The sequence below is a fragment of the Flexivirga sp. G2 genome, from assembly GCF_055397625.1.
Genome location: NZ_AP039675.1, coordinates 1,818,853 through 1,837,660 on the forward strand (window position 1 = coordinate 1,818,853; position 18,808 = coordinate 1,837,660).

At 66.4% G+C, this 18,808-nt stretch carries 19 protein-coding genes; 8 read left to right on the forward strand and 11 right to left on the reverse strand.

Features of this window, described 5'->3' with window-relative positions; all coding sequences use genetic code 11:
- Positions 1 to 103 precede the first annotated feature (103 nt).
- The 5 genes from ACZ50J_RS08660 to ACZ50J_RS08680 all read left to right on the forward strand — a co-directional run bounded on the left by ACZ50J_RS08660 (position 104) and on the right by ACZ50J_RS08680 (position 5,175).
- Entirely contained in the window at positions 104 to 1,090 is a 987-nt protein-coding gene (locus tag ACZ50J_RS08660) for a carbohydrate kinase family protein (protein ID WP_464300866.1), read from the forward strand.
- Positions 1,091 to 1,114: 24 nt separating this feature from the next.
- Positions 1,115 to 1,873: a leucyl/phenylalanyl-tRNA--protein transferase gene (gene aat / locus ACZ50J_RS08665; protein ID WP_464300867.1), complete on the forward strand. Its 759-nt coding sequence runs from the start codon at positions 1,115 to 1,117 to the stop codon at positions 1,871 to 1,873.
- A gap of 175 nt (positions 1,874 to 2,048) precedes the next feature.
- A complete protein-coding gene (gene ctaC, locus ACZ50J_RS08670) occupies positions 2,049 to 2,990 on the forward strand; it encodes an aa3-type cytochrome oxidase subunit II (RefSeq protein WP_464300868.1) in 942 nt (313 codons plus the stop codon).
- Positions 2,990 to 4,765 carry an aa3-type cytochrome oxidase subunit I gene (gene ctaD / locus ACZ50J_RS08675; protein ID WP_464300869.1) on the forward strand — a complete coding sequence of 592 codons (1,776 nt, stop codon included), beginning with the start codon at positions 2,990 to 2,992 and terminating at the stop codon, positions 4,763 to 4,765. Before ctaC ends, ctaD begins: the two co-directional genes overlap by 1 nt.
- An 8-nt stretch (positions 4,766 to 4,773) precedes the next feature.
- The gene (locus ACZ50J_RS08680; protein WP_464300870.1) at positions 4,774 to 5,175 is read left to right on the forward strand and encodes a cytochrome c oxidase subunit 4; all 402 of its coding nucleotides are present in this window, start codon (positions 4,774 to 4,776) and stop codon (positions 5,173 to 5,175) included.
- A gap of 93 nt (positions 5,176 to 5,268) precedes the next feature.
- Here ACZ50J_RS08680 and ACZ50J_RS08685 read toward each other — a convergent pair whose 3' ends face one another.
- From ACZ50J_RS08685 to ACZ50J_RS08700, 4 genes are all read right to left on the reverse strand, one after another.
- A complete protein-coding gene (locus ACZ50J_RS08685; protein ID WP_464300871.1) occupies positions 5,269 to 5,667 on the reverse strand; it encodes a nuclear transport factor 2 family protein in 399 nt (132 codons plus the stop codon).
- Positions 5,668 to 5,755: 88 nt separating this feature from the next.
- Entirely contained in the window at positions 5,756 to 6,061 is a 306-nt protein-coding gene (locus ACZ50J_RS08690) for a hypothetical protein (protein ID WP_464300872.1), read from the reverse strand.
- A gap of 87 nt (positions 6,062 to 6,148) precedes the next feature.
- The gene (locus ACZ50J_RS08695) at positions 6,149 to 6,934 is read right to left on the reverse strand and encodes a DUF899 domain-containing protein (RefSeq protein ID WP_464300873.1); all 786 of its coding nucleotides are present in this window, start codon (positions 6,932 to 6,934) and stop codon (positions 6,149 to 6,151) included.
- A 158-nt stretch (positions 6,935 to 7,092) separates the two neighbouring features.
- A complete protein-coding gene (locus ACZ50J_RS08700) occupies positions 7,093 to 7,833 on the reverse strand; it encodes an META domain-containing protein (protein ID WP_464300874.1) in 741 nt (246 codons plus the stop codon).
- 521 nt (positions 7,834 to 8,354) lie between these two features.
- On the opposite strand from ACZ50J_RS08700, the gene ACZ50J_RS08705 reads away from it, so the two are divergent.
- Positions 8,355 to 9,773 (forward strand): S53 family peptidase, encoded by a 1,419-nt coding sequence (locus ACZ50J_RS08705; protein WP_464300875.1) that lies wholly within the window; start codon positions 8,355 to 8,357, stop codon positions 9,771 to 9,773.
- 149 nt (positions 9,774 to 9,922) lie between these two features.
- Here ACZ50J_RS08705 and ACZ50J_RS08710 read toward each other — a convergent pair whose 3' ends face one another.
- From ACZ50J_RS08710 to ctaE, 5 genes are all read right to left on the reverse strand, one after another.
- Positions 9,923 to 10,270, reverse strand: a complete 348-nt coding sequence (locus ACZ50J_RS08710) for a metallopeptidase family protein (RefSeq protein WP_464300876.1) — start codon at positions 10,268 to 10,270, stop codon at positions 9,923 to 9,925.
- A 160-nt stretch (positions 10,271 to 10,430) separates the two neighbouring features.
- A complete protein-coding gene (gene qcrB, locus ACZ50J_RS08715) occupies positions 10,431 to 12,233 on the reverse strand; it encodes a cytochrome bc1 complex cytochrome b subunit (RefSeq protein ID WP_464300877.1) in 1,803 nt (600 codons plus the stop codon).
- The gene (gene qcrA, locus ACZ50J_RS08720) at positions 12,233 to 13,333 is read right to left on the reverse strand and encodes a cytochrome bc1 complex Rieske iron-sulfur subunit (RefSeq protein ID WP_464300878.1); all 1,101 of its coding nucleotides are present in this window, start codon (positions 13,331 to 13,333) and stop codon (positions 12,233 to 12,235) included. The genes qcrB and qcrA overlap by 1 nt, the downstream gene beginning before the upstream one ends.
- Positions 13,334 to 13,386: 53 nt before the next feature.
- Positions 13,387 to 14,166, reverse strand: a complete 780-nt coding sequence (gene qcrC, locus ACZ50J_RS08725; RefSeq protein WP_464300879.1) for a cytochrome bc1 complex diheme cytochrome c subunit — start codon at positions 14,164 to 14,166, stop codon at positions 13,387 to 13,389.
- A 55-nt stretch (positions 14,167 to 14,221) separates the two neighbouring features.
- Positions 14,222 to 14,884, reverse strand: a complete 663-nt coding sequence (gene ctaE, locus ACZ50J_RS08730; RefSeq protein WP_464300880.1) for an aa3-type cytochrome oxidase subunit III — start codon at positions 14,882 to 14,884, stop codon at positions 14,222 to 14,224.
- Positions 14,885 to 15,145: 261 nt separating this feature from the next.
- Here ctaE and ACZ50J_RS08735 point away from each other — a divergent pair, with 261 nt between their 5' ends.
- Positions 15,146 to 15,586 carry a response regulator transcription factor gene (locus ACZ50J_RS08735; protein ID WP_464300881.1) on the forward strand — a complete coding sequence of 147 codons (441 nt, stop codon included), beginning with the start codon at positions 15,146 to 15,148 and terminating at the stop codon, positions 15,584 to 15,586.
- Between the two features lie 14 nt (positions 15,587 to 15,600).
- Entirely contained in the window at positions 15,601 to 16,668 is a 1,068-nt protein-coding gene (gene trpD, locus ACZ50J_RS08740) for an anthranilate phosphoribosyltransferase (protein WP_464300882.1), read from the forward strand.
- 9 nt (positions 16,669 to 16,677) lie between these two features.
- On the opposite strand, the gene ACZ50J_RS08745 is transcribed toward trpD, so the two are convergent.
- The gene (locus ACZ50J_RS08745) at positions 16,678 to 16,959 is read right to left on the reverse strand and encodes an Lrp/AsnC family transcriptional regulator (protein WP_464300883.1); all 282 of its coding nucleotides are present in this window, start codon (positions 16,957 to 16,959) and stop codon (positions 16,678 to 16,680) included.
- Between the two features lie 54 nt (positions 16,960 to 17,013).
- The gene (locus tag ACZ50J_RS08750; RefSeq protein WP_464300884.1) at positions 17,014 to 18,795 is read right to left on the reverse strand and encodes a DEDD exonuclease domain-containing protein; all 1,782 of its coding nucleotides are present in this window, start codon (positions 18,793 to 18,795) and stop codon (positions 17,014 to 17,016) included.
- Between the last annotated feature and the right edge of the window lie 13 nt (positions 18,796 to 18,808).

Here is an 18,808-nt window from a genome sequence, read left to right on the forward strand (position 1 = left end):
GAGGCGGAGTCTAGGGACCTGCGTGCCGCCGCGTCGGACCAGTTGTCGGGACGCACCGGCGGCGGGTCACCGGTGACCGGAGCGCTGTCATAGGTTGGTCCCCATGAAGATTGCCGTGACCGGATCCATCGCCACCGATCACCTGATGACGTTCCAGGGACGGTTCGCCGACTCGCTCGTCGTCGAACAACTCGACAAGCTGTCGTTGTCGTTCCTTGCCGAGGATCTGCAGATCCGGCGCGGGGGAGTGGCGGCCAACATCTGCTTCGGTATGGCGAACCTCGGACTGCACCCGCTCCTCGTCGACGCGGTCGGTGAGGACTTCGCGGACTACCGGTCCTGGCTGGAGCGGCACGGGGTCGACTGCGAGTCGGTCTACGTCTCCGAGACCAAGCACACCGCGCGGTTCGTCTGCACCACCGACGACGACATGGCCCAGATCGCGACCTTCTACGCCGGCGCGATGAGCGAGGCGCGGGAGATCGAGCTCGAGCCGGTCGCCCGCCGGGTCGGTGGCCTCGACATGGTGATGGTCGGCCCGTCCGACCCGGAGGGCATGCGCCGGCACACCGTGGAGTGCCGGCAGCGCGGCATACCGTTCATCGCGGACCCGAGCCAGCAGCTCGCCTTCGCCGACGGGCCGTTCATCCGCGACCTGATCAGCGGCGCCGACTACCTCTTCACCAACGAGTACGAAGCCCACATGACCGAGCAGAAGACGGGCTGGTCGGCCGACGAGATCCTGGAACAGGTCGGCACCCGCGTCATCACCAAGGGCAAGGACGGTGCCGTCATCCTGCGCCGCGGCGAGGAACCCATCGAGGTGCCCGTCGCCCGCGAGGTGCGACGCCTCGACCCGACCGGCGTCGGCGACGCCTTCCGTGCCGGATTCCTCGCCGGGCTGACCTGGGAGCTGGATCTGCGTACCTGCGCCGAGGTCGGCTCGATGCTGGCGACCTACGTGCTGGAGACGGTCGGCACCCAGGAGTACATCCTGCGCAAGGACGACTTCCTGGCCCGCCTCGGTGAGTCCTACGGCGACAAGACCGCCGCCACCGTCGAACCACTGCTGAGCTGCCCGCGCGGCTGAGCCACCGGACCGAGGAAGCCCGCCGTGCCCGTGGAGCCCGCCCCGAGCCGGTGGAACCTCGACGAGCAGCAGCAGGACGACGTCACGCAGGACCTCATCGCGGTCGGCGCCGACCTGCAACCCGGCACGCTGCTGGCGGCATACCGCGCCGGCATGTTCCCGATGGGCATCGGTGACGACGGCCGTCGGCCGATCGGCTGGTGGTCGCCGGTGCGCCGCGGGGTCCTGCTGCCCGGCGACTTCCACGTGTCGCGGTCGCTACGTCGGACCAGGCACCGCTTCCACGTCACGTACAACACCGCGTTCGAGGCGGTCGTCGACGGTTGTGCCGACCGGACCCGGCCGGGTCGGTGGATCACGCCCGAGGTCAGGGCGGCATACGAGCAACTGCACCGGCTGGGCTGGGCGCACTCCGTCGAGGCATGGGACGCCGAGGGCCGGCTCGCCGGCGGACTGTATGGCGTGTGCACCGGTGGCCTCTTCGCGGCGGAGTCGATGTTCCACCGGGTGACCGACGCCGGGAAGGTCGCCGTCTGGGGGCTGACCGAGCTCGTCTTCGGGGACGGTGACGGCCGGCGGTTGATCGACGTGCAGTGGCAGACGGAGCACCTGGCGACCCTTGGGGTGCGCGAGGTCCCGCGGCGCGACTACCTGCGTCGGGTCCGGCTCGCCGCCGGGGCGCCGTTGCCGCCGTGCTGGGACGACGACCCACAGGACGACTCACACGACGATCTGCTGGGGGAGCCACAGGACGATCCGGGCCCCGATCCGGCCGTCGGTTGACGGTTCGACGAACCCGGAACCGGCCACGCCGGGGGAGTCGGCACCAGCCCCTGCTGGCGCGCTGCGCGGCCTCGGGCACGTTTTCGTCGAGTTGGGCGTTGTGCCAGTCGAATTGATGCCTTGAACAGGCCTGCCCTGACGTCGACTTCGAATACGCCTGGGATAGAGTCTGCCTGTGCCCGGATCTGACAAACCCCTCGTGGAATCCGCGCGCCGTTCCCAGTCCCCTGGGCGACGGCGGCGCAGCAAGGTCGCCTTCGGAGGTCTGATCGCCGTCAGCGCAATGTTGCTGACCGGCTGCACTCCCGTGGAGAAGCGCGGTTACCTACCCAAGGGCGTCACCAGCCTCAGTAAGCAGATCACCGACTTCTGGGTGGCCAGCTGGGTCTGGGCGCTCGTCGTCGGTGTGATCACGTGGGCGATGATCGTCTACTGCATGATCCGATTCCGGCGGAAGAAGACCGACGTCGGTCTCCCGCCGCAGCTGGCCTACAACGTCCCGATCGAGATCCTCTTCACGGTCGTGCCGATCTTCATGGTCGCGGTCTTCTTCGGCAAGACCGTCGAGCTCGAGAACAAGATGCTCGACACCAGCCAGAAGCCGGACCTGACGGTCAACGTCGTCGGCAAGCAGTGGTCCTGGGACTTCAACTACGTCGACTCCAAGGTCTATGACGCCGGTGTCCAGGCCGACATGAGCGCGCCGAACCCGGAGAGCACCATCCCGACCCTCTACCTGCCGGTCAACAAGAAGGTCGAGTTCGTCCTCACCTCGCGCGACGTCATCCACTCGTTCTGGGTGATCCAGTTCCTGCAGAAGATGGACATGATCCCCGGCAAGGTCAACAGGTTCGACGTCACGCCGACCGAGATCGGCACCTACCAGGGCAAGTGCGCCGAGCTCTGCGGCGCCTACCACTCCCAGATGCTCTTCAACGTCAAGGTCGTCAGCCAGGCCAACTACCAGAAGAAGATGCAGCAGCTGCGCAACAAGGGCAACGTCGGCTTCCTGTCCAACGCACTCGTTCGCGAAACCTCGACGATCGAGGCCAAGGACCAGCAGTACCTGCCCGCTGGCGTCAAAAGCTCTGACATCGTCACCGAAGGAGCGAAGTAATGGCCAGCATCGCCACCCCACGCGTCGGGGACTCGGGCGACACCGGTGACTCGCGCTCGGCGGTTCGGGTTCGCACCCGCCATCCCGGGCGGACGTTCGTCAAGTGGATCACCGCGACGGACCACAAGGTCATCGGCAACCTCTACTTCATCACCTCGTTCGCGTTCTTCCTCGTCGGTGGTGTGCTCGCGCTGATGATCCGCGCCGAGCTCGTCTCACCCGGCCTGCAGATCGTCGACAACCCGGAGCAGTTCAACCAGCTGTTCACGATGCACGGCACGATCATGCTGTTGCTCTTCGCGACGCCGCTGTTCGCCGGTTTCGCCAATGCGATCATGCCGCTGCAGATCGGTTCGCCCGACGTGGCGTTCCCGCGGCTCAACATGTTCGCCTACTGGCTCTACCTCTTCGGTGGTCTGATCGCCAGCGCCGGTTTCATCACCCCGCAGGGTGCGGCGGCATTCGGCTGGTTCGCCTATGCGCCGCTGTCCAACGCGACATACAGCCCGGGCGTCGGCGGCAACCTGTGGGTCTTCGGACTCGCGCTCGCCGGTTTCGGCACCATCCTCGGCTCGGTCAACTTCATCACCACCATCGTGTGCATGCGCGCACCCGGTATGACGATGTTCCGGATGCCGATCTTCACCTGGGGTGTCCTGATCACCTCGATCCTGGTGCTCGTGGTCTTCCCGGTGCTCGCGGCCGCGCTGTTCGGGCTCGGTGCCGACCGCATCATGGGTGCGCACGTCTTCGACCCGCAGACCGCCGGCGCAATGCTCTGGGAGCACATGTTCTGGTTCTTCGGGCACCCGGAGGTCTACATCATCGCGTTGCCGTTCTTCGGCATCATCTCCGAGATCCTGCCGGTCTTCTCGCGGAAGCCGATCTTCGGTTACAAGACCCTGGTCTTCGCGACCATCTCGATCGCGGCCCTGTCGGTCAGCGTCTGGGCGCACCACATGTACGCCACCGGCCAGGTGCTGCTGCCGTTCTTCGCGATCATGACCATGCTCATCGCGGTCCCGACCGGCGTGAAGTTCGTCAACTGGGTCGGCACGATGTATGGCGGCTCGCTGACCTTCGAGACGCCCATGCTCTGGGCGATCGGCTTCCTGGTGACGTTCCTCTTCGGTGGTCTGACCGGCATCATCCTGGCCAGCCCCGCACTGGACTTCAACCTCACCGACTCCTACTTCGTGGTGGCGCACTTCCACTACGTGGTGTTCGGCACCGTGGTGTTCGCGATGTTCGCCGGCTGGTACTTCTGGTGGCCGAAGCTGACCGGCCGGATGCTGGACGAGAAGCTCGGCAAGCTGCACTTCTGGCTGCTGTTCATCGGCTTCCACACCACCTTCCTCATCCAGCACTGGCTGGGCGTGAAGGGTATGCCGCGTCGCTACGCCGACTACCTGCCGGCGGACGACTTCCAGTGGATGAACGACATCTCGTCCGTGGGCGCCTTCATCCTCGGTATCTCGATGCTGCCGTTCATCTACAACGTCTGGAAGACCTGGCGCACCGCGCCGATGGTCGAGGTCGACGACCCGTGGGGCTACGGCGGTTCGCTGGAGTGGGCCACGTCGTGCCCGCCCCCGCGGCACAACTTCGACTCGATCCCGCGGATCCGTTCCGAGCGGCCGGCCTTCGACCTGCACCACCCGGAGGCTGCGTCCTGGACGGTCACGGCGTCCGAGGACACCCTCGCGCAGTTGGCGGGTCCGGCGGATCGTGGCGATCAGGCATTCATGGGCGACCAGCCCGGAAAGGGTGAGTGAGGCTCGCCATGAAGGTCGAATACAAGCTGTTCGCGATCCTGGTCGTGTTCATGGCGATCATGGGCACCATCTACGGCATCTTCACGCACTGGGAGGAGCCGGTCGGTGCGGTCGGACTCTACCTGTCCGCGGGTCTGTGCGCCCTGATCGCCGGCTTCCTGTGGTGGACCGGTCGCAAGATCGACCTGCGACCGGACGACGACCCGCTCGGTGAGCAGAGTGACGTCGAAGGTGACTACGGCTTCTTCAGCCCGCACTCCTGGTGGCCGCTGTTCCTCGGTGGCGCCTGCGCGCTGATCGCGCTCGGCCTCGCGGTCGGCTGGTGGCTGGTCATGCTGGCCTTCCCGCTCGTCGCGCTGGCAGCCGTCGGCTGGGTCTTCGAGTACTTCCACGGAGAGCACTCCATCTGAGTCATCCCGAAGCGGCCCGCCATACGCATCGCGTATGGCGGGCCGCTTTCGCGTTGTCGGTTCCTCATGGGGCCCGGCCAACGATCAGTACCGCTAACCGAGCGGGGTCCGGCGCAGCGTCACGGTTCGATGGCTGATGCTCCAACCGCTGACCTGTCTCGTGAGGATGTCGTCGTAGACGACGCTGCGGACTGTCCCAGTAGCGCTCACACCGAGCACCTTGGATCGGACGCGCGCCGTGTCTTCATCGATCTGGGTGATCACGATGTTGGTGACATGGTGGCCGACAGGGTTCGCATCGCCCAGCTTGAGCAAGTACTCGCGGAGCGCGGTCCGCCCGTTCACGGTGCCGAACCCGAAGTCGGTCACGTCGTAGACCACGTCCGACGTGAACAGCTCACCGGCCCGGTCCAGTTCCCCGGAGTCGAGCAGGTGGGCATGCAGGTTGATGAGGTCAGTGATCTCGTTTCTGTCTTGCTGTGCGAGTTCCATGACTCCTCCGTGCTCGTCACCAATACATGGGTGCGCCGATCGGCTGATCCCGCCGCGGCAACGCTGAAGAGACTGTTGTCTTGCGGAGTTAGGGCGCGATCGGAGGCAGGTCTCGTTTGATGAGGCGTAGTTGTCGGCTCGGGATGATTGCTGGCAGGTACGAGTAACCACCCTCTGACGACTCGACCAATTCGCGCGCGTCGACGCCGCTGACTTCCCAGACATCGACGGAGCCTCCCGTGTTGTTCATTCGCACAAACCACTCGACGCCGGATTCGTCATCGACGAGGAAGGAGCCAGGTTCTTCGGGTTGCGTACTTCCCGCAATGCCGGGCGCGGCGCCCATCCGGCGCCAGTCGAGACCGTGCCTACTGATCGACTCGCGGTTGCGCACCGAGGAGACGTGAAAGTGTGTGACCACTATCCAAGGGTATGCATCGACAGTCCGATGCAGTTCGACACTGCTGACATCGGCTGCCGTTCATTCGTACTCGTCGGGCAAGCGTAGGCCGGGGCCGCCGACTTGACGTCCGAGCGGCACCGCGCGGCCCTCCGGTTGTTCACCGTCTTCTTGCCGGCCCAGTGCGGTCAGGTCGAGGTAGGGGTAGCCGTTGTGGAATTCCTCGATGCCCCGCCCGAACGTCGAGTACGTGAGAAACACATCGTCATCAACCCGCAGAAACGCGCTGAGGCCCGGCAGTTCGGTGCCGTTCATATCGGAAGTCCAGGGACCCCCGGTCCAGGGTGTTCCGTGAACGGCAAGTTCCTCCTGATCACGGAAATGAAGCAGCACTGGCGCCACCCGATCGTCGAGGGTGGCGTGGAAGTCGTAGTTGAAGTCGCTGCCGAACGATGAGTACCACGGGAAAGTCCATCCCATGCGTTGCCGGTATGCGTCGATCTTCTCGAAGGGGGCGCGCGACACCGCCACCAGATTGGTATTGCGGGCCCGCAGCTGTCGCGGATTGCCGATCTGATCGGCTGCAGAAGAACAACTCGGGCAACCGGCCGACCATTCGGGGCCGAACATGAAGTGGTGCATCACGAGCTGCTCACGGTCGTCGAACAGTTCGAGCAGCGAGGTCTCGCCCGTTGGCCCGCGGAAGCGGTAATCCTTCTCGACTCGCATCATCGGCAGCCTGCGGCGCTCAACCGCCAGTTCGTCGCGTCGTCGGGTAAGTTCCTTTTCCTTCCTCAGTAAGTCCTTGCGTGCAGCAAGCCACTGAGCTGCAGAGACAATCTCTGGCACATTGCGTGTCCGACCCATCTCTTCGTTCCTCCCACCACGTCGTTCGCAGACACCAAGCACAGTAGGCGGAACCACCGACGCGTCGCCCCGATCGCGGATCGCCATCGAGACGGGTTCGTGCGCTAGCGGCGAACGAGCGAACCCTGCGTGCCGTGAGTTGGCTCGATGGACGATCCCTACCCAGTCGCCGTGCTGTCCTCGTTGGCAGCAACGAATACCAGCCCCGTGTCGCTTGCCCCTGTCACGATCAGCTGGCGAGCGGTGATTTGGTCGTGGAAGTCCTCGGTGAGCACCGACATGTCGGTCGGCTCCGCAGTGGCCGATTCTGAGTCGGTCGGGCTGCTGGCGACGTCGCCTCGAACCTGCACCGTGTCGGTCGTGACCGTCACCGCACCGTTGTAGTCTTTGCGACCGTCACAGAAATGGATTCGACCCTCCGCAATCAACAGGATGGCGGACAGGTCTTCCGGCACGGGTGACCATGCGCAGGTTGGTCCGGTCCCGATGATGACACTGTCCAGTGTCCAGGTGGTGCTCTCCAGGGGCCGGTCCGGGTCAGCAGTCACGCGGTCGACGAATTGCAGTCTCTCTTCCCGGCCCGCCAGTGTGAGTGTGTCACCGTCTAGGGCGGCGTCCAGGCCCGACTGAAGCAAGGTCGCGAACCACGCGTCCTGGTCCATGAGTGGCTGGTCGCAGGCCATTTCGGTAGCCCCCAAGTGGCTGACCGACAGCCGGGGACCGTCCCAGCGCACCGGGCCGGACATGAGATTGCAGCCTGCGGAGACGTGTAATTGGCCGTCGGTGCCGAACCTGATCTCGATGGTGGTCTCGCGCACCAGGTCGCGACCGGTCACCTCTTCGGACAAGAAGGTGCGTCCCCGAAGCTGATCAGCCAGTGAGCCATCGGCGGACAGCATCCGTGCACCGCTCGCGGTTCTCAGGTGCAGCGGTCCCCAGGTCCCATCGTCGTTGAACAACAAGCCCATCGCCTGTGCGAGACGTCGCCGACGCGATCCCTGCGGCATTCGCATCCTCATGAACCGAGCATCTCAGGTCGACGGCTCGGTCGACCACGCGCTGACCCCGTAGCTGATCGTCCGTCGGTGTGGTGCAGACGTTGTGACGGCTGTGGCGCCGGCTCCACGGACAGGTTTGAGGCTGAGCACGATGCCACTCGATCGCACGCGCAGGTGGTGGCGCTGTTACGCGCAGTCGCTTCGATACGTGCGAGGGATCCTGCAATATCGGCGGTTTGTCTTGCCCAGGACGCGCGTTCTGCGGTACGCCTGTGCGTGCCCTTTGCTGATCGTGTGAACCTCGGTCTGCAGGGTGCGGGCTCGGCGTTCTCGTGGCGCCGCAGCCCGGTTGATTTACGCGCCGCAATGGTTGCGGCTGCGTCAGTGAGTGGTCTGCTGGGCCGCTCGCGAAGGGGGAAGTCATGAAACGACGTTTGATGGCCACGATGGCGGCGGCTTCGGTAGCGGCAGTGGGGCTGGTGGCCGGGCCGGCGTCCGCAGCCGCGCCCGGGTCGGGCGGGCCGGGATCGGACGGGCCGAGCACATCACAGGCGCAGTCGCTGCGTACCGCGTTGCGGAACGGGACCCTGGTGCGCACCGCGGGGAAGACGAACGTGTGCGCCGCACATCGGCTGCGATGCCAAGCCGAGATGCTGACGATGTCGAAACGGTCGAACCTGCCGATCAGGCAGTCGAGGGCCTCCACGATCGGGCCGATGACTGTGGCGCCACCCATCGGCTATGGCGCCAAGGAACTGCAGACGGCGTACGGGCTCACCTCGGCGTCCTCGAGAACCGGGACGATCGTGGTGATCGGAGCCGGCGCGTACCCCACGTTGGAATCCGATCTGGCGATCTACCGATCGGCATACCACCTGCCGTCCTGCACCAAGGCCAACGGGTGCTTCAAGCAGGTCAACTACCGGGGTGGGGCGCCATACAAACCCGCCACGGGCGACGACAACCAGTTCGGTGAGGAACAGATCGCGGTCGAGACCGCGCTCGATGTGGACATGGCCTCGGCCGCGTGCCCGAAGTGCCACATCATCTCGATGCAGGTGCCGCTGCAAGACGGGTTCTACGGCACCACGAAGCAAACCCACAACGCGATTCTGCACTTCGCCACCGGCGTAGCCACGGCCAAGAAACTGGGGGCGGCCGCGGTCAGCATCAGCTACGGCTACCCAACCGACTCCTACTCGGACAAGGGGACCGTCGCGGCATTGATGAACCAACCGGGGATGGCGGTCGTGTCCTCCTCCGGTGACGACGGCTTCCTGGCCGACGAGGGCCAATGGCCGCAAAGTCTGCGCACCGTCACGTCGGCGGGTGGGACCTCGCTGTATGTCGACAAGACGACCAAGCGTGGCTACCGGGAAGTGGCCTGGAACGGCGCAGGCAGCGGCTGCACCCAGGACCTCAAGGCGGCAGTGGGACAACCGTCCAGCGTCAGCAAGGTCTGTGGCGGCCACCGGGCGGCGAGCGATATCTCCGCGGTTGCCGACCCCTACAGTGGGGTCGCGGTCTACGACAGTTACGCGCCATTCAGCGGGATGCCCTACGGCTTCATCGTGGTCGGCGGCACCAGCGCCTCGTCACCGTTCCTCGCCGGCCTCTACGCTCGCGCGCCACGGAACAGGGCCGTCGTCGGACCCAACACCGTGTATGCCGCATCGGCTTCGGCATTCCACGACGTGACCATCGGCACGAACGCCGGCGTCGGACTGTGCCGTGCGCTGGGCTACCGCAACAACCTGTGCGACTCCGCCAAGGGCTGGGACGGACCGACCGGCCTCGGCACCCCGGCCGGACTCAAACCCTTCACCGCTGCCACGCGCTGACGCACAGAGCAATCGACCGCAGAGCCGCAGCTGGGACATCGACATCCCAGCTGCGGCTCTGGCGTACCCCCGGACCTGCAGAGGATCGAACTCACCGGCGACGAGTGTCATGTCCGCGCCCGGTCGGACCCGGGCCGGCAGGGGAGAGGCTAGCCCCAGCCGAGTTCGTGCAGTCGCTCGTCACTGATGCCGAAGTGATGGCCGATCTCGTGCAGCACGGTCACCCGGATCTGGTGCAGCAGCTGGTCACGCGTGTGGCAGTAGCGGGTGAGGGGCCCACGGTAGATGTAGATCCGGTCCGGCAGGTTGCCGATCCCGTAACTCGAGTCCCGCTGGGTGAGGGGCACTCCGACATACAGACCGAGCAGGCCGGGGGCGCTGCCGGGCTCGGGTTCGTCCTCGACCGTGATGGCCACGTTGTCCAACCGGTCGAGAAGTTCCTGCGGAATCGTGTCGAAGGCGTCGGCTGCCGCGTTCTCGAACTCTTCGCGACTCATGGCGATGGCCATCCACTGGCTCCGATCGGTGGGGGAGCCAACAGCCTACGAGCAGTTCTGGATATGCCGAGAAGCCCACCCGCACGGCATGTGCGAGTGGGCCTCTCGATGTGGCGTGAGCCGTCCCGGGGGAGGGCTGCCTGTTGTCGTTCGGGTCCGGTCAGTCCTGCTTGTCGTGCGGCGTGGGGTGACCGTAGGCGTGCGCCGCCCCGATCTCCTCCGCACCACCGTGCATGTGACCGGACTCCGCCTCGTCCGGGTGCGACTCGATCTCCTCGGCGGCATGGCCGTCGTGGTGCGCCGACGCCAACTCCATCGGGGTGACGGGTTCGACCCGGTCCTTGAAGTAGTAGTGCGACAGGCGCGCACGCATCCGGTCCTTGCGGGCACCCTTGCGGTGTACGCCGTTGCTGTCGGTCTCGGACGTCAGCTCCACCGGAGCGGGGGAGTCGTAGGCGACCAACGGCCACCGGTCGAACTCGTTGAGCTCCTCGTGCGCCTCGAAGAAGCGACCCTTGTTGGTCCGCACCAGGCGACCGCTCTCGCGGCCGTGCAGCACCAGGTCGCGGTCCGCACGCTGCAACGACAGGCACATCCGCTTGACCACCCAGAAGACGATGATCGGCATGATGATCAGCCCGATCTGGAACGAGCGGGTGATGTCGTTGATCGACAGGTTGAACTTGATCGCGATGATGTCGTTGCCACACGCCGCGAAGAGGATGCCGTAGAAGGTGATCGCCGCCATACCGAGACCGGTACGGGTCGGGCGGTTGCGCGGGCGGTCGAGGATGTGGTGCTCCTCGTTGTCGCCGGTGACCCACTTCTCGATGAACGGGTAGAGGCCCATGATGGTCCACAGGATCGGGATCATCAGGATCGCGCCGATCATGATGTTGAAGCTCCACGTCTTCCCGAAGAGGTTGAACTCCAGGAAGCCGGGCAACAGTCGGAGCGCACCGTCGGCGAAGCCCATGTACCAGTCCGGTTGCGAGCCGGCGGTGATCATCGTGGGTTCGTACGGGCCGTACATCCAGATCGGGTTGATCGAGACCAGCCCGGCGATCAGCGTGGTGACGCCGAAGACGATGAAGAAGAAGCCACCGGCCTTGGCTGCGTAGACCGGCATCATCGGGAAGCCGACGACGTTCTTGTTGGTCCGGCCGGGCCCGGGGTACTGGGTGTGCTTGTGCACCATCACCAGGATGATGTGAGCAGTGAACAGGCCGACCAGGATTGCCGGCAGCAGCAACACGTGGATCGTGAAGAACCGCGGAATGATGTCGTGCCCCGGGAACCCGCCGCCGAAGAGGATGTAGCTCATGTAGGTGCCGATCACCGGGATCGACAGGATGAAGCCCTGCATGGCGCGGATACCGGTGCCGGAGAGCAGGTCGTCCGGCAGTGAGTAGCCGAGGAAGCCCTCGACCATGGCGAGCATCGCGAGCAGCAGACCGATGATCCAGTTGATCTCACGCGGCTTGCGGAACGCGCCGGTGAAGAACACGCGGAACATGTGCAGGGCGATCGACACCACGAAGATCAGCGCGGACCAGTGGTGGATCTGCCGGATCAGCAGACCGCCCTTGACGTCCATCGAGATGTTCACCGTCGAGGCGAACGCCTCACTCATCTGCATGCCCTTGAGCGGCACGTAGGAGCCGTTGTATGTCGTCTCGCCCATGCTCGGGACGAACCAGAAGGTCAGGAAGGTACCGCTGATCAGCAGGATGACCAGCGAGTACATCGCGATCTCACCCAGCATGAACGACCAGTGGTCCGGGAAGACCTTCTTCATCAGGTAGCGCACGCCCTTGGCGGCGCCGGTGCGCTCGTCGACCCAGTTGGCGACGGCGCCGACCGGACCTCCGCCGGCTGCGGCGGGGGCTTCCTTCTTGTCGTCCGCGCGCAGCGCGTCAGCTGTGCTGCGGGCCGTTGTGTGCTCGCTTGCCTGCTCGCTCATCAGCCACGCTCCCAGAAGCTCGGTCCGACCGGCTCGTCGAAGCCGTGCGGTGCATACAGGTATCCATTGTCGTCAACGGAGATCTTCAGCTGCGGCAGCGGACGTTTCGCCGGGCCGAAGATGACCTTGCAGTCGTCGGTGACGTCGAAGGTCGACTGGTGGCACGGGCACAGCAGGTGGTGCGTCGTCTGCTCGTACAGGCCGACCGAGCACCCGACGTGGGTGCAGATCTTGGAGAACGCCACGACGCCGCCCTGGCCCCAGTCGCGTTCGCGGCTGCTCTTGATGAGGTTCTCCTGCAACGAGATCAGGATGACTGCCGCCTTGACCTTCTCGTTGCTCGGGTTCTCGGTGTCGTTGATGCCCTCGGGCAGGACGTGGAAGACCGAACCGAGGGTGACGTCCGACAGGCGGATCGCCGTGCCGTCGGGGTCGCGCACCAGGCGGCGGGGGCGGGTCACGGGCTTGCCGTTCTTCATCTCCGGCTTGCCGTCGGCACCGATGACCGGAACCTGGGTGTCCCAGAGCGTGGTACGCAGATCCTCGACGTCGTTCTTGAACGGACCGAGGCCACCGACCAGCTGCAGGCCGAGCGGCACCGCGAAGAGGCCGAGCGCGCCACCCAGGCTGTACTTGATCAGCGGACGGCGGTTGATCTGCGAGGACTCCGCACCATCCGACATGACCTCGACGAAACCGGCGCGGGACTCGTCGTCGGACCGCAGCGTATGGCGCTCCTCGACGACCTCCTCGTCGGACATGAGCGTCTTGGCCCAGTGGACCGCGCCGAGACCGATGCCGAGCAGTGACACCGCCAGCGTCACACCCAGGGCGACGTGCAGCGCGTGCACCTTGCCGAGGATGGGGAGGGTGACGTTGTCGTCCTTGCCGATGACGGCGTAGGCGACGACGAACAGCACCGTCGCGAGCATCGACAGACCGAACAGCGAGGCGACCTGCCGCTCGCTGCGGCGTGCCGCGGCCTCGTCGTGGTCACCCTGGCGGTGAACGTGTGCCGGCAGCCCGGGGTTCTCGAACACCTCGGGGTGGGCGTGGTCGCCACGGGTCGCGACCGCGTGGCCGGACTCGTCATGGCTCACGGTCGTCTCCTTGTGGTTCGTGTGGGAGATCGAAGTTTCATTGTCGTCACTCATCACGCGGCCTTCTTACCGAGCCAGACGGCGATCAGGATCAGCAGACCGATGCCGATGGTCCAGGCGAACAGACCCTCCGGCACCGGGCCGAGGTTGCCCATGCTCCAGCCGCCGGGGCTGGACTCGGCCTTGACGTTCTGCAGGAAGGAGATGATGTCCTTCTTGTCCTGGGGGGTCAGGTTGGAGTTGTTGAAGACCGGCATCGACTGCGGGCCGGTCAGCATCGCTTCGTAGATGTGCTTGCCGGACACGTCCATGAGGTTCGGCGCGAACTTGCCACGGGTCAGGGCACCGCCGGAACCGGCGAAGTTGTGGCACATGGCGCAGTTGACGCGGAACAGCTCGCCACCCTTGGCGATGTCACCGCCGCCACTGGTCAGGCTCGAACTGGGCACCGACGGACCCTCGCCGAGGGAAGCGACGTATGCCGAGAGCTGGGAGGTCTCCTTGGCGTCGAACTGCGGGGTGCCGCGCTCGGCCTGGACACCGGGATTCGCCAGCGGCATACGGCCGGTGCCGACCTGGAAGTCGACGGCAGCTGCGCCGACGCCCACGAGCGACGGGCCACCGTCGCCGCCGGCACCGTTCAGGCCGTGGCAGCTGGCGCAGTTGGACAAGAAGAGCTTGTGACCGGCCGATGCGGCCTGCGTGCTGCTGCTGGCAGCGTCAGCGTTCTTGGGCGCGAGTGCGGCGTAGAGGCCACCGGTGATGATGAGGCCGAGAAGCAACACGATCGCTATCGCTGCCGGGTGCCGGCGGCGGGCAACGAGTGAACTCACGAAGTCGTCCTGTCGTCGTTGGAGGGATGGGTGGGCCAGAACGGTGCGTCGCCGGTCACTGGAGGAGGTAGATCGTGGCGAACAGTGCGATCCAGACGACGTCGACGAAGTGCCAGTAGTAGGACACGACGATCGCGCCGGTGACTTGGTGGTGGGTGAACTTCTTCGCGGTGAAGGTGCGTCCGATGATCATCAGGAACGCCATCAGACCGCCGGTCACGTGCAACGCGTGGAACCCGGTGGTCATGTAGAACATCGAGCCGTAGGCGTCGGAGTCGAGCGAGATGCCCTCGCCGAACATGTTGGAGTACTCCAGCACCTGACCGGACACGAAGATCGCGCCGAAGATGAAGGCCAGGACGTACCACTCGCGCATGCCCCACGAGCCGAGCTGCCACAGCTTGCCGTCACGCGATGCCTTGCCGGCCTCGGCCTTGAAGACACCGAACTGGCACCAGATCGAGGAGATCACCAGGATCACGGTGTTGCCGAAGGCAAATCCGACCTCGAGGTGACTGGTGCGCTCGTCCCACAGCGGGCCGGCGACCGAGCGAATCGTGAAGTACATCGCGAAGAGACCCGCGAAGAACATCAACTCGCTGGCCAGCCACACCATGGTGCCGACTGCCGTCAGGTTGGGTCGACTGACAGGGCCGTGTCCTGCCGGGATCCGGGAATCGCTCGTATGAGCCGTCGTTGCGGTCGCCACGTCCGCCATTATGGCCCCATCGGCGCGCGCGTGCGCGAGCGACCCCCCGAGGCGTTTGCCGTGTCGGCGTCGCTCGTTGCAACGCCGCGGCAGCGAACGGCCCGCGTGCCCGGGGTGAACCGGCTTCGGCGCGAGTTCCTTTCGGTGCCAGTGGTTCTGCTCGCATCGCGGCGACGGAGGGGGAGCGGTTCCGTCATACGGCTGATCTCGTGGTGATGAACGGACGGCTGCTGTCGATCGTGCCCGGCCCGACCAGTAGCATTCGGGGTTATGAGCTCATCCTCCGCAGTGGTCCCGGCAGGGGGCGTCACGGGTGCCGTGCACCAGTTGAGCGTCCTGCTCTACAGCGACGACATCGCGACCCGCGACGCCGTACGTCTCGGCGTCGGTCGCCGTCCGGCCAAGGACATCGAGATCACCAGCTGGCGGGAGTGCGCGACGCCCGCTGCGGTCGTCGAGGCCGTCGACAAGGAGAAGTACGACCTGCTCATCCTGGACGGCGAGGCGGCGAAGCTCGGCGGGCTCGGCCTCTGCCGGCAGCTGAAGAACGAAGTCTTCGACTGTCCGCCGGTGCTCGTACTCACCGGTCGACCCTCCGACGGCTGGCTCGCGGTGTGGTCGCAGTGTGACGCTGCCGTTCCGCACCCGATCGACCCGCTCACGATCGGGTCGGCCATCGCCGATCTGATGCGTCGCGGGGCCGCTTCCTGAGCGATCGCGGCGAGATGGCAGCGGAGACGACCTGGCCCGTCCTGCTCAACACGTTGCTCGACGGCGGCGACCTGACCGCGTCGCAGACCGGGTGGGCGATGGACCGGATCATGTCCGGCGAGGCCACGGGATCGCAGATCGCCGGTTTCCTGGTGGCGCTGCGGGCCAAGGGCGAGACCGTCGGCGAACTCCGCGGACTGGCCGACGAGATGATCCGGCACGCCGTGCCGATCCAGGTGCCCGGCACGATCCTGGACATCGTCGGGACCGGTGGCGACGGTGCGCACACGGTCAACATCTCCACGATGTCGGCGATCGTCTGCGCCGGCGCCGGGGTGACCCTGGTGAAGCACGGCAATCGCGCGGCGTCCTCGAAGTCCGGTGCGGCCGACGTCCTGGAGGCGCTGGGCATCAGGCTGGACCTGACTGCGGAGCAGGTCGCGGCCGTCGCGCAGGACGCCGGCATCACATTCTGCTTCGCACAGACCTTCCACCCGTCGTTCCGGTTCACGGCGCCGACGCGGAGCGAGCTCGGGATCCGCACGGCGTTCAACGTCCTGGGTCCGCTGACCAACCCGGCCGCGCCGCAGTTCGCGTCCATCGGCGTGGCGGACCCGACGATCCTGCCGCTGATGGCCGGCGTCTTCGCCGAGCGTGGCCGCAATGCCGCGATCTCGCGGGGCGATGACGGTCTGGACGAGGTCACCGTGACCACGACGTCGACGGTGCACTGGGTCGCCGACGGCGAGGTCAGCACCCACACCCTGGACCCGCGCGCTCACGGCATACCGCTCGTCGGCATCGAGGCGCTGCGCGGAGGCGATGCGACGCACAACGCGGCGATCGCCCGGGACCTGTTCTCCGGCGCGCCGGGTGCGGTGCGTGACGCCGTGGTGCTGAATGCCGGACTCGCGCTCGCCGTCGTGGCCGGCGGCGACGCCCCCGGCCGGTTCGGTGCGTATGACGACCTGGACGCCGCTCTCGAGGCCGGGATCGGCCGCGCGCGGCAGGCGATCGACTCCGGCGCGGCCACCGCGGTCGTCGACAGGTGGGCCGCAGCGACCGAAGCAGCGCGTCGCTAGTCGTCCGCGCTAGTCGTCCAGCCCGATGGCGAACGCCGCGCCGAGATCCTTGCTGGAGTAGGTGCGGAACGCGATGTGCGTCTGTGAATCGCGCACGCCCTCGACCTTGTTGAGGCGGTCGGCGATGACGTCGGCGAAGTCCTCGTGCTGGGAGACCTTCGCGACCGCGATCAGGTCGACGTCCCCGGTCACGCTGTAGACCTCGGCGATGCCGTCGATCTCCGAAATCTCCTGTGCCACCTCAGGAATGCGGTGCACATCGGCCTTGATCATCACGATCGCAGAAATCATGACGTCAGCCTAGCCATGCGGCGACGGCACCGCTGCCGTGCCGGCGTCCACGGGTCAGATCGCCCGGAGGCCGCTGTCGGACCCGGTCCGCGCAGGCCGGCGACGCAGCACCGTCGAGTCGTCGAACCCGACGACGTCGCCGCGGTCGCTCATGGCGTCGTCGAGGTACTCCTGTGCGCCGACGGCCCCACCGACCGGACAGACCCAGACCCCGTCGATGTCGACGATGCGGACACCGGGCTGCTCCATCCAGCGCAGGATCTTCTCGGTCTCCTCGTGCGTGGCGGCCGGGACGGGGGCCTCGGGCTGCTCGACCTGCTCGGCGCTCTCGCGCAATGCGGCGATGTAGCCGCGCGGGTCGGAGCGCGGTGGGCAGACGGTCGCGCCGGCGAACCGGCCGTAACGAACACAGGTGAACTCCCAGCCACCCGCCGGTGTGCGCGCTGCGGCGATGACTTCGGCGCTGGTGGCGAGCGGCGTCATACGTTGGGTGCGTGCCGCGGCGCGGACCAGTGCGAGCATCCGGTCACGGACCACCGCCGCGTCCTCGTAACGTTCGTCGGCCGCCAGGGTCCGCAACCGGTCACCCAGCGCGCCGATCACCTGGTGGCCGTCGCCGTCCAGCGCGCGCGCCACGCGGCCGGCGATCTCGGCGTAGTCGTCGGGGGACTGCCGCCCGTCGCACGGTGCCCCGCACCGCCCCATCTCGGCGAGCACGCAGGCGGATCCGGTGCCCTTGCGGGACAGCCGGCTGGTGCACTGACGCAGCGGCACCACCTCGTGCACCGCGGCGACCGCTTGCTCGGCGACCGACCGTGACGTGAACGGACCGGCGTAGGTCGCGCCGTCGTCGCGCACGGTCCGGACGATGGACAGCCGCGGGAACACCTCGGCCGTCAGCTTGAGCCACATCGCCCGCTCCGGGTGACGCGACCGGCGGTTGTAGCGCGGCTTGTGCTCGGCGATCAACCGCAGCTCCCGGACCTGGGCTTCGAGCGTCGTGTGGCACACGATCGGTGTCACCGATGTCGCCAGCCGGACCATCTCGGCCATCCGGGTGCGTTGCTCGCTGGCGGTGAAGTAGTTGCGCACCCGGCGTTTGATGTCGATCGATGTGCCGATGTAGAGCGGCTCGCCGTGCTCGTCCTTGAAGATGTAGACGCCGGGCGCCGACGGCAGGGAGTCGGCGAGGAATCGCTTGCGGCGCTGATCGGGAGTGACCCGGGAGGTGTAGGACTGCAGCTCCTCGAGGGTGTGGACACCAAGGTTGCCGACCCGCTCGATCAAGCCGTGCAGGACGTCGACGGTCGCCTGCGCGTCGTGCAGGGCCCGGTGATCGGGCGTGACCCGGGTGCTGAAGACGCGGGCCAGGGAGGAGAGCTTGTGGTTGGGGGACTCGTCCCGAGTCACCAGCTGGCGCGCGAGATGAACCGTGTCGAGCACCGTGTTGCCCGGCCAATCCAGCTGCAGCCGCTCGCAATTGACCTTCAGGAAGGTGATGTCGAAACGCGCATTGTGCGCGACCAGCACTGCGTCGCCGATGAATTCGAGGAAGGCCGGCATCGCCGAGCCGATGTGCGGGGCGCCGGCGACCATCGGATTGGTGATGCCGGTCAGCACCGAGATGAACGCCGGGATCGGCTCACCCGGATTGACCAGCGTCTGGAACTCGCCGAGTTGCCGGCCGCCGCGCACCTTGACCGCACCGATCTCGGTGATCTGGCATTCGGTCGCGCTGCCACCGGTCGTCTCCAGGTCGAGCACGACGAAGGTGACGTCGGAGAGCGGCGTGCCCAGGTCGTCGAACGTCGACTGGATCGCCGCGGGCGCGGTCATGAGACGCCACCCG

Coding starts and splice junctions, on each gene's coding strand:
- ACZ50J_RS08660 (WP_464300866.1), top strand. CDS start 104: ATGAAGATTGCCGTGACCGGATCCATCGCCACCGATCACCTGATGACG.
- ctaD (WP_464300869.1), top strand. CDS start 2,990: ATGGCCAGCATCGCCACCCCACGCGTCGGGGACTCGGGCGACACCGGT.
- ACZ50J_RS08680 (WP_464300870.1), top strand. CDS start 4,774: ATGAAGGTCGAATACAAGCTGTTCGCGATCCTGGTCGTGTTCATGGCG.
- ACZ50J_RS08685 (WP_464300871.1), bottom strand. CDS start 5,667: ATGGAACTCGCACAGCAAGACAGAAACGAGATCACTGACCTCATCAAC.
- ACZ50J_RS08695 (WP_464300873.1), bottom strand. CDS start 6,934: ATGGGTCGGACACGCAATGTGCCAGAGATTGTCTCTGCAGCTCAGTGG.
- ACZ50J_RS08700 (WP_464300874.1), bottom strand. CDS start 7,833: ATGCTGTCCGCCGATGGCTCACTGGCTGATCAGCTTCGGGGACGCACC.
- ACZ50J_RS08705 (WP_464300875.1), top strand. CDS start 8,355: ATGAAACGACGTTTGATGGCCACGATGGCGGCGGCTTCGGTAGCGGCA.
- ACZ50J_RS08710 (WP_464300876.1), bottom strand. CDS start 10,270: ATGAGTCGCGAAGAGTTCGAGAACGCGGCAGCCGACGCCTTCGACACG.
- qcrB (WP_464300877.1), bottom strand. CDS start 12,233: ATGAGCGAGCAGGCAAGCGAGCACACAACGGCCCGCAGCACAGCTGAC.
- ctaE (WP_464300880.1), bottom strand. CDS start 14,884: ATGGCGGACGTGGCGACCGCAACGACGGCTCATACGAGCGATTCCCGG.
- ACZ50J_RS08735 (WP_464300881.1), top strand. CDS start 15,146: ATGAGCTCATCCTCCGCAGTGGTCCCGGCAGGGGGCGTCACGGGTGCC.
- trpD (WP_464300882.1), top strand. CDS start 15,601: ATGGCAGCGGAGACGACCTGGCCCGTCCTGCTCAACACGTTGCTCGAC.
- ACZ50J_RS08745 (WP_464300883.1), bottom strand. CDS start 16,959: ATGATTTCTGCGATCGTGATGATCAAGGCCGATGTGCACCGCATTCCT.
- ACZ50J_RS08750 (WP_464300884.1), bottom strand. CDS start 18,795: ATGACCGCGCCCGCGGCGATCCAGTCGACGTTCGACGACCTGGGCACG.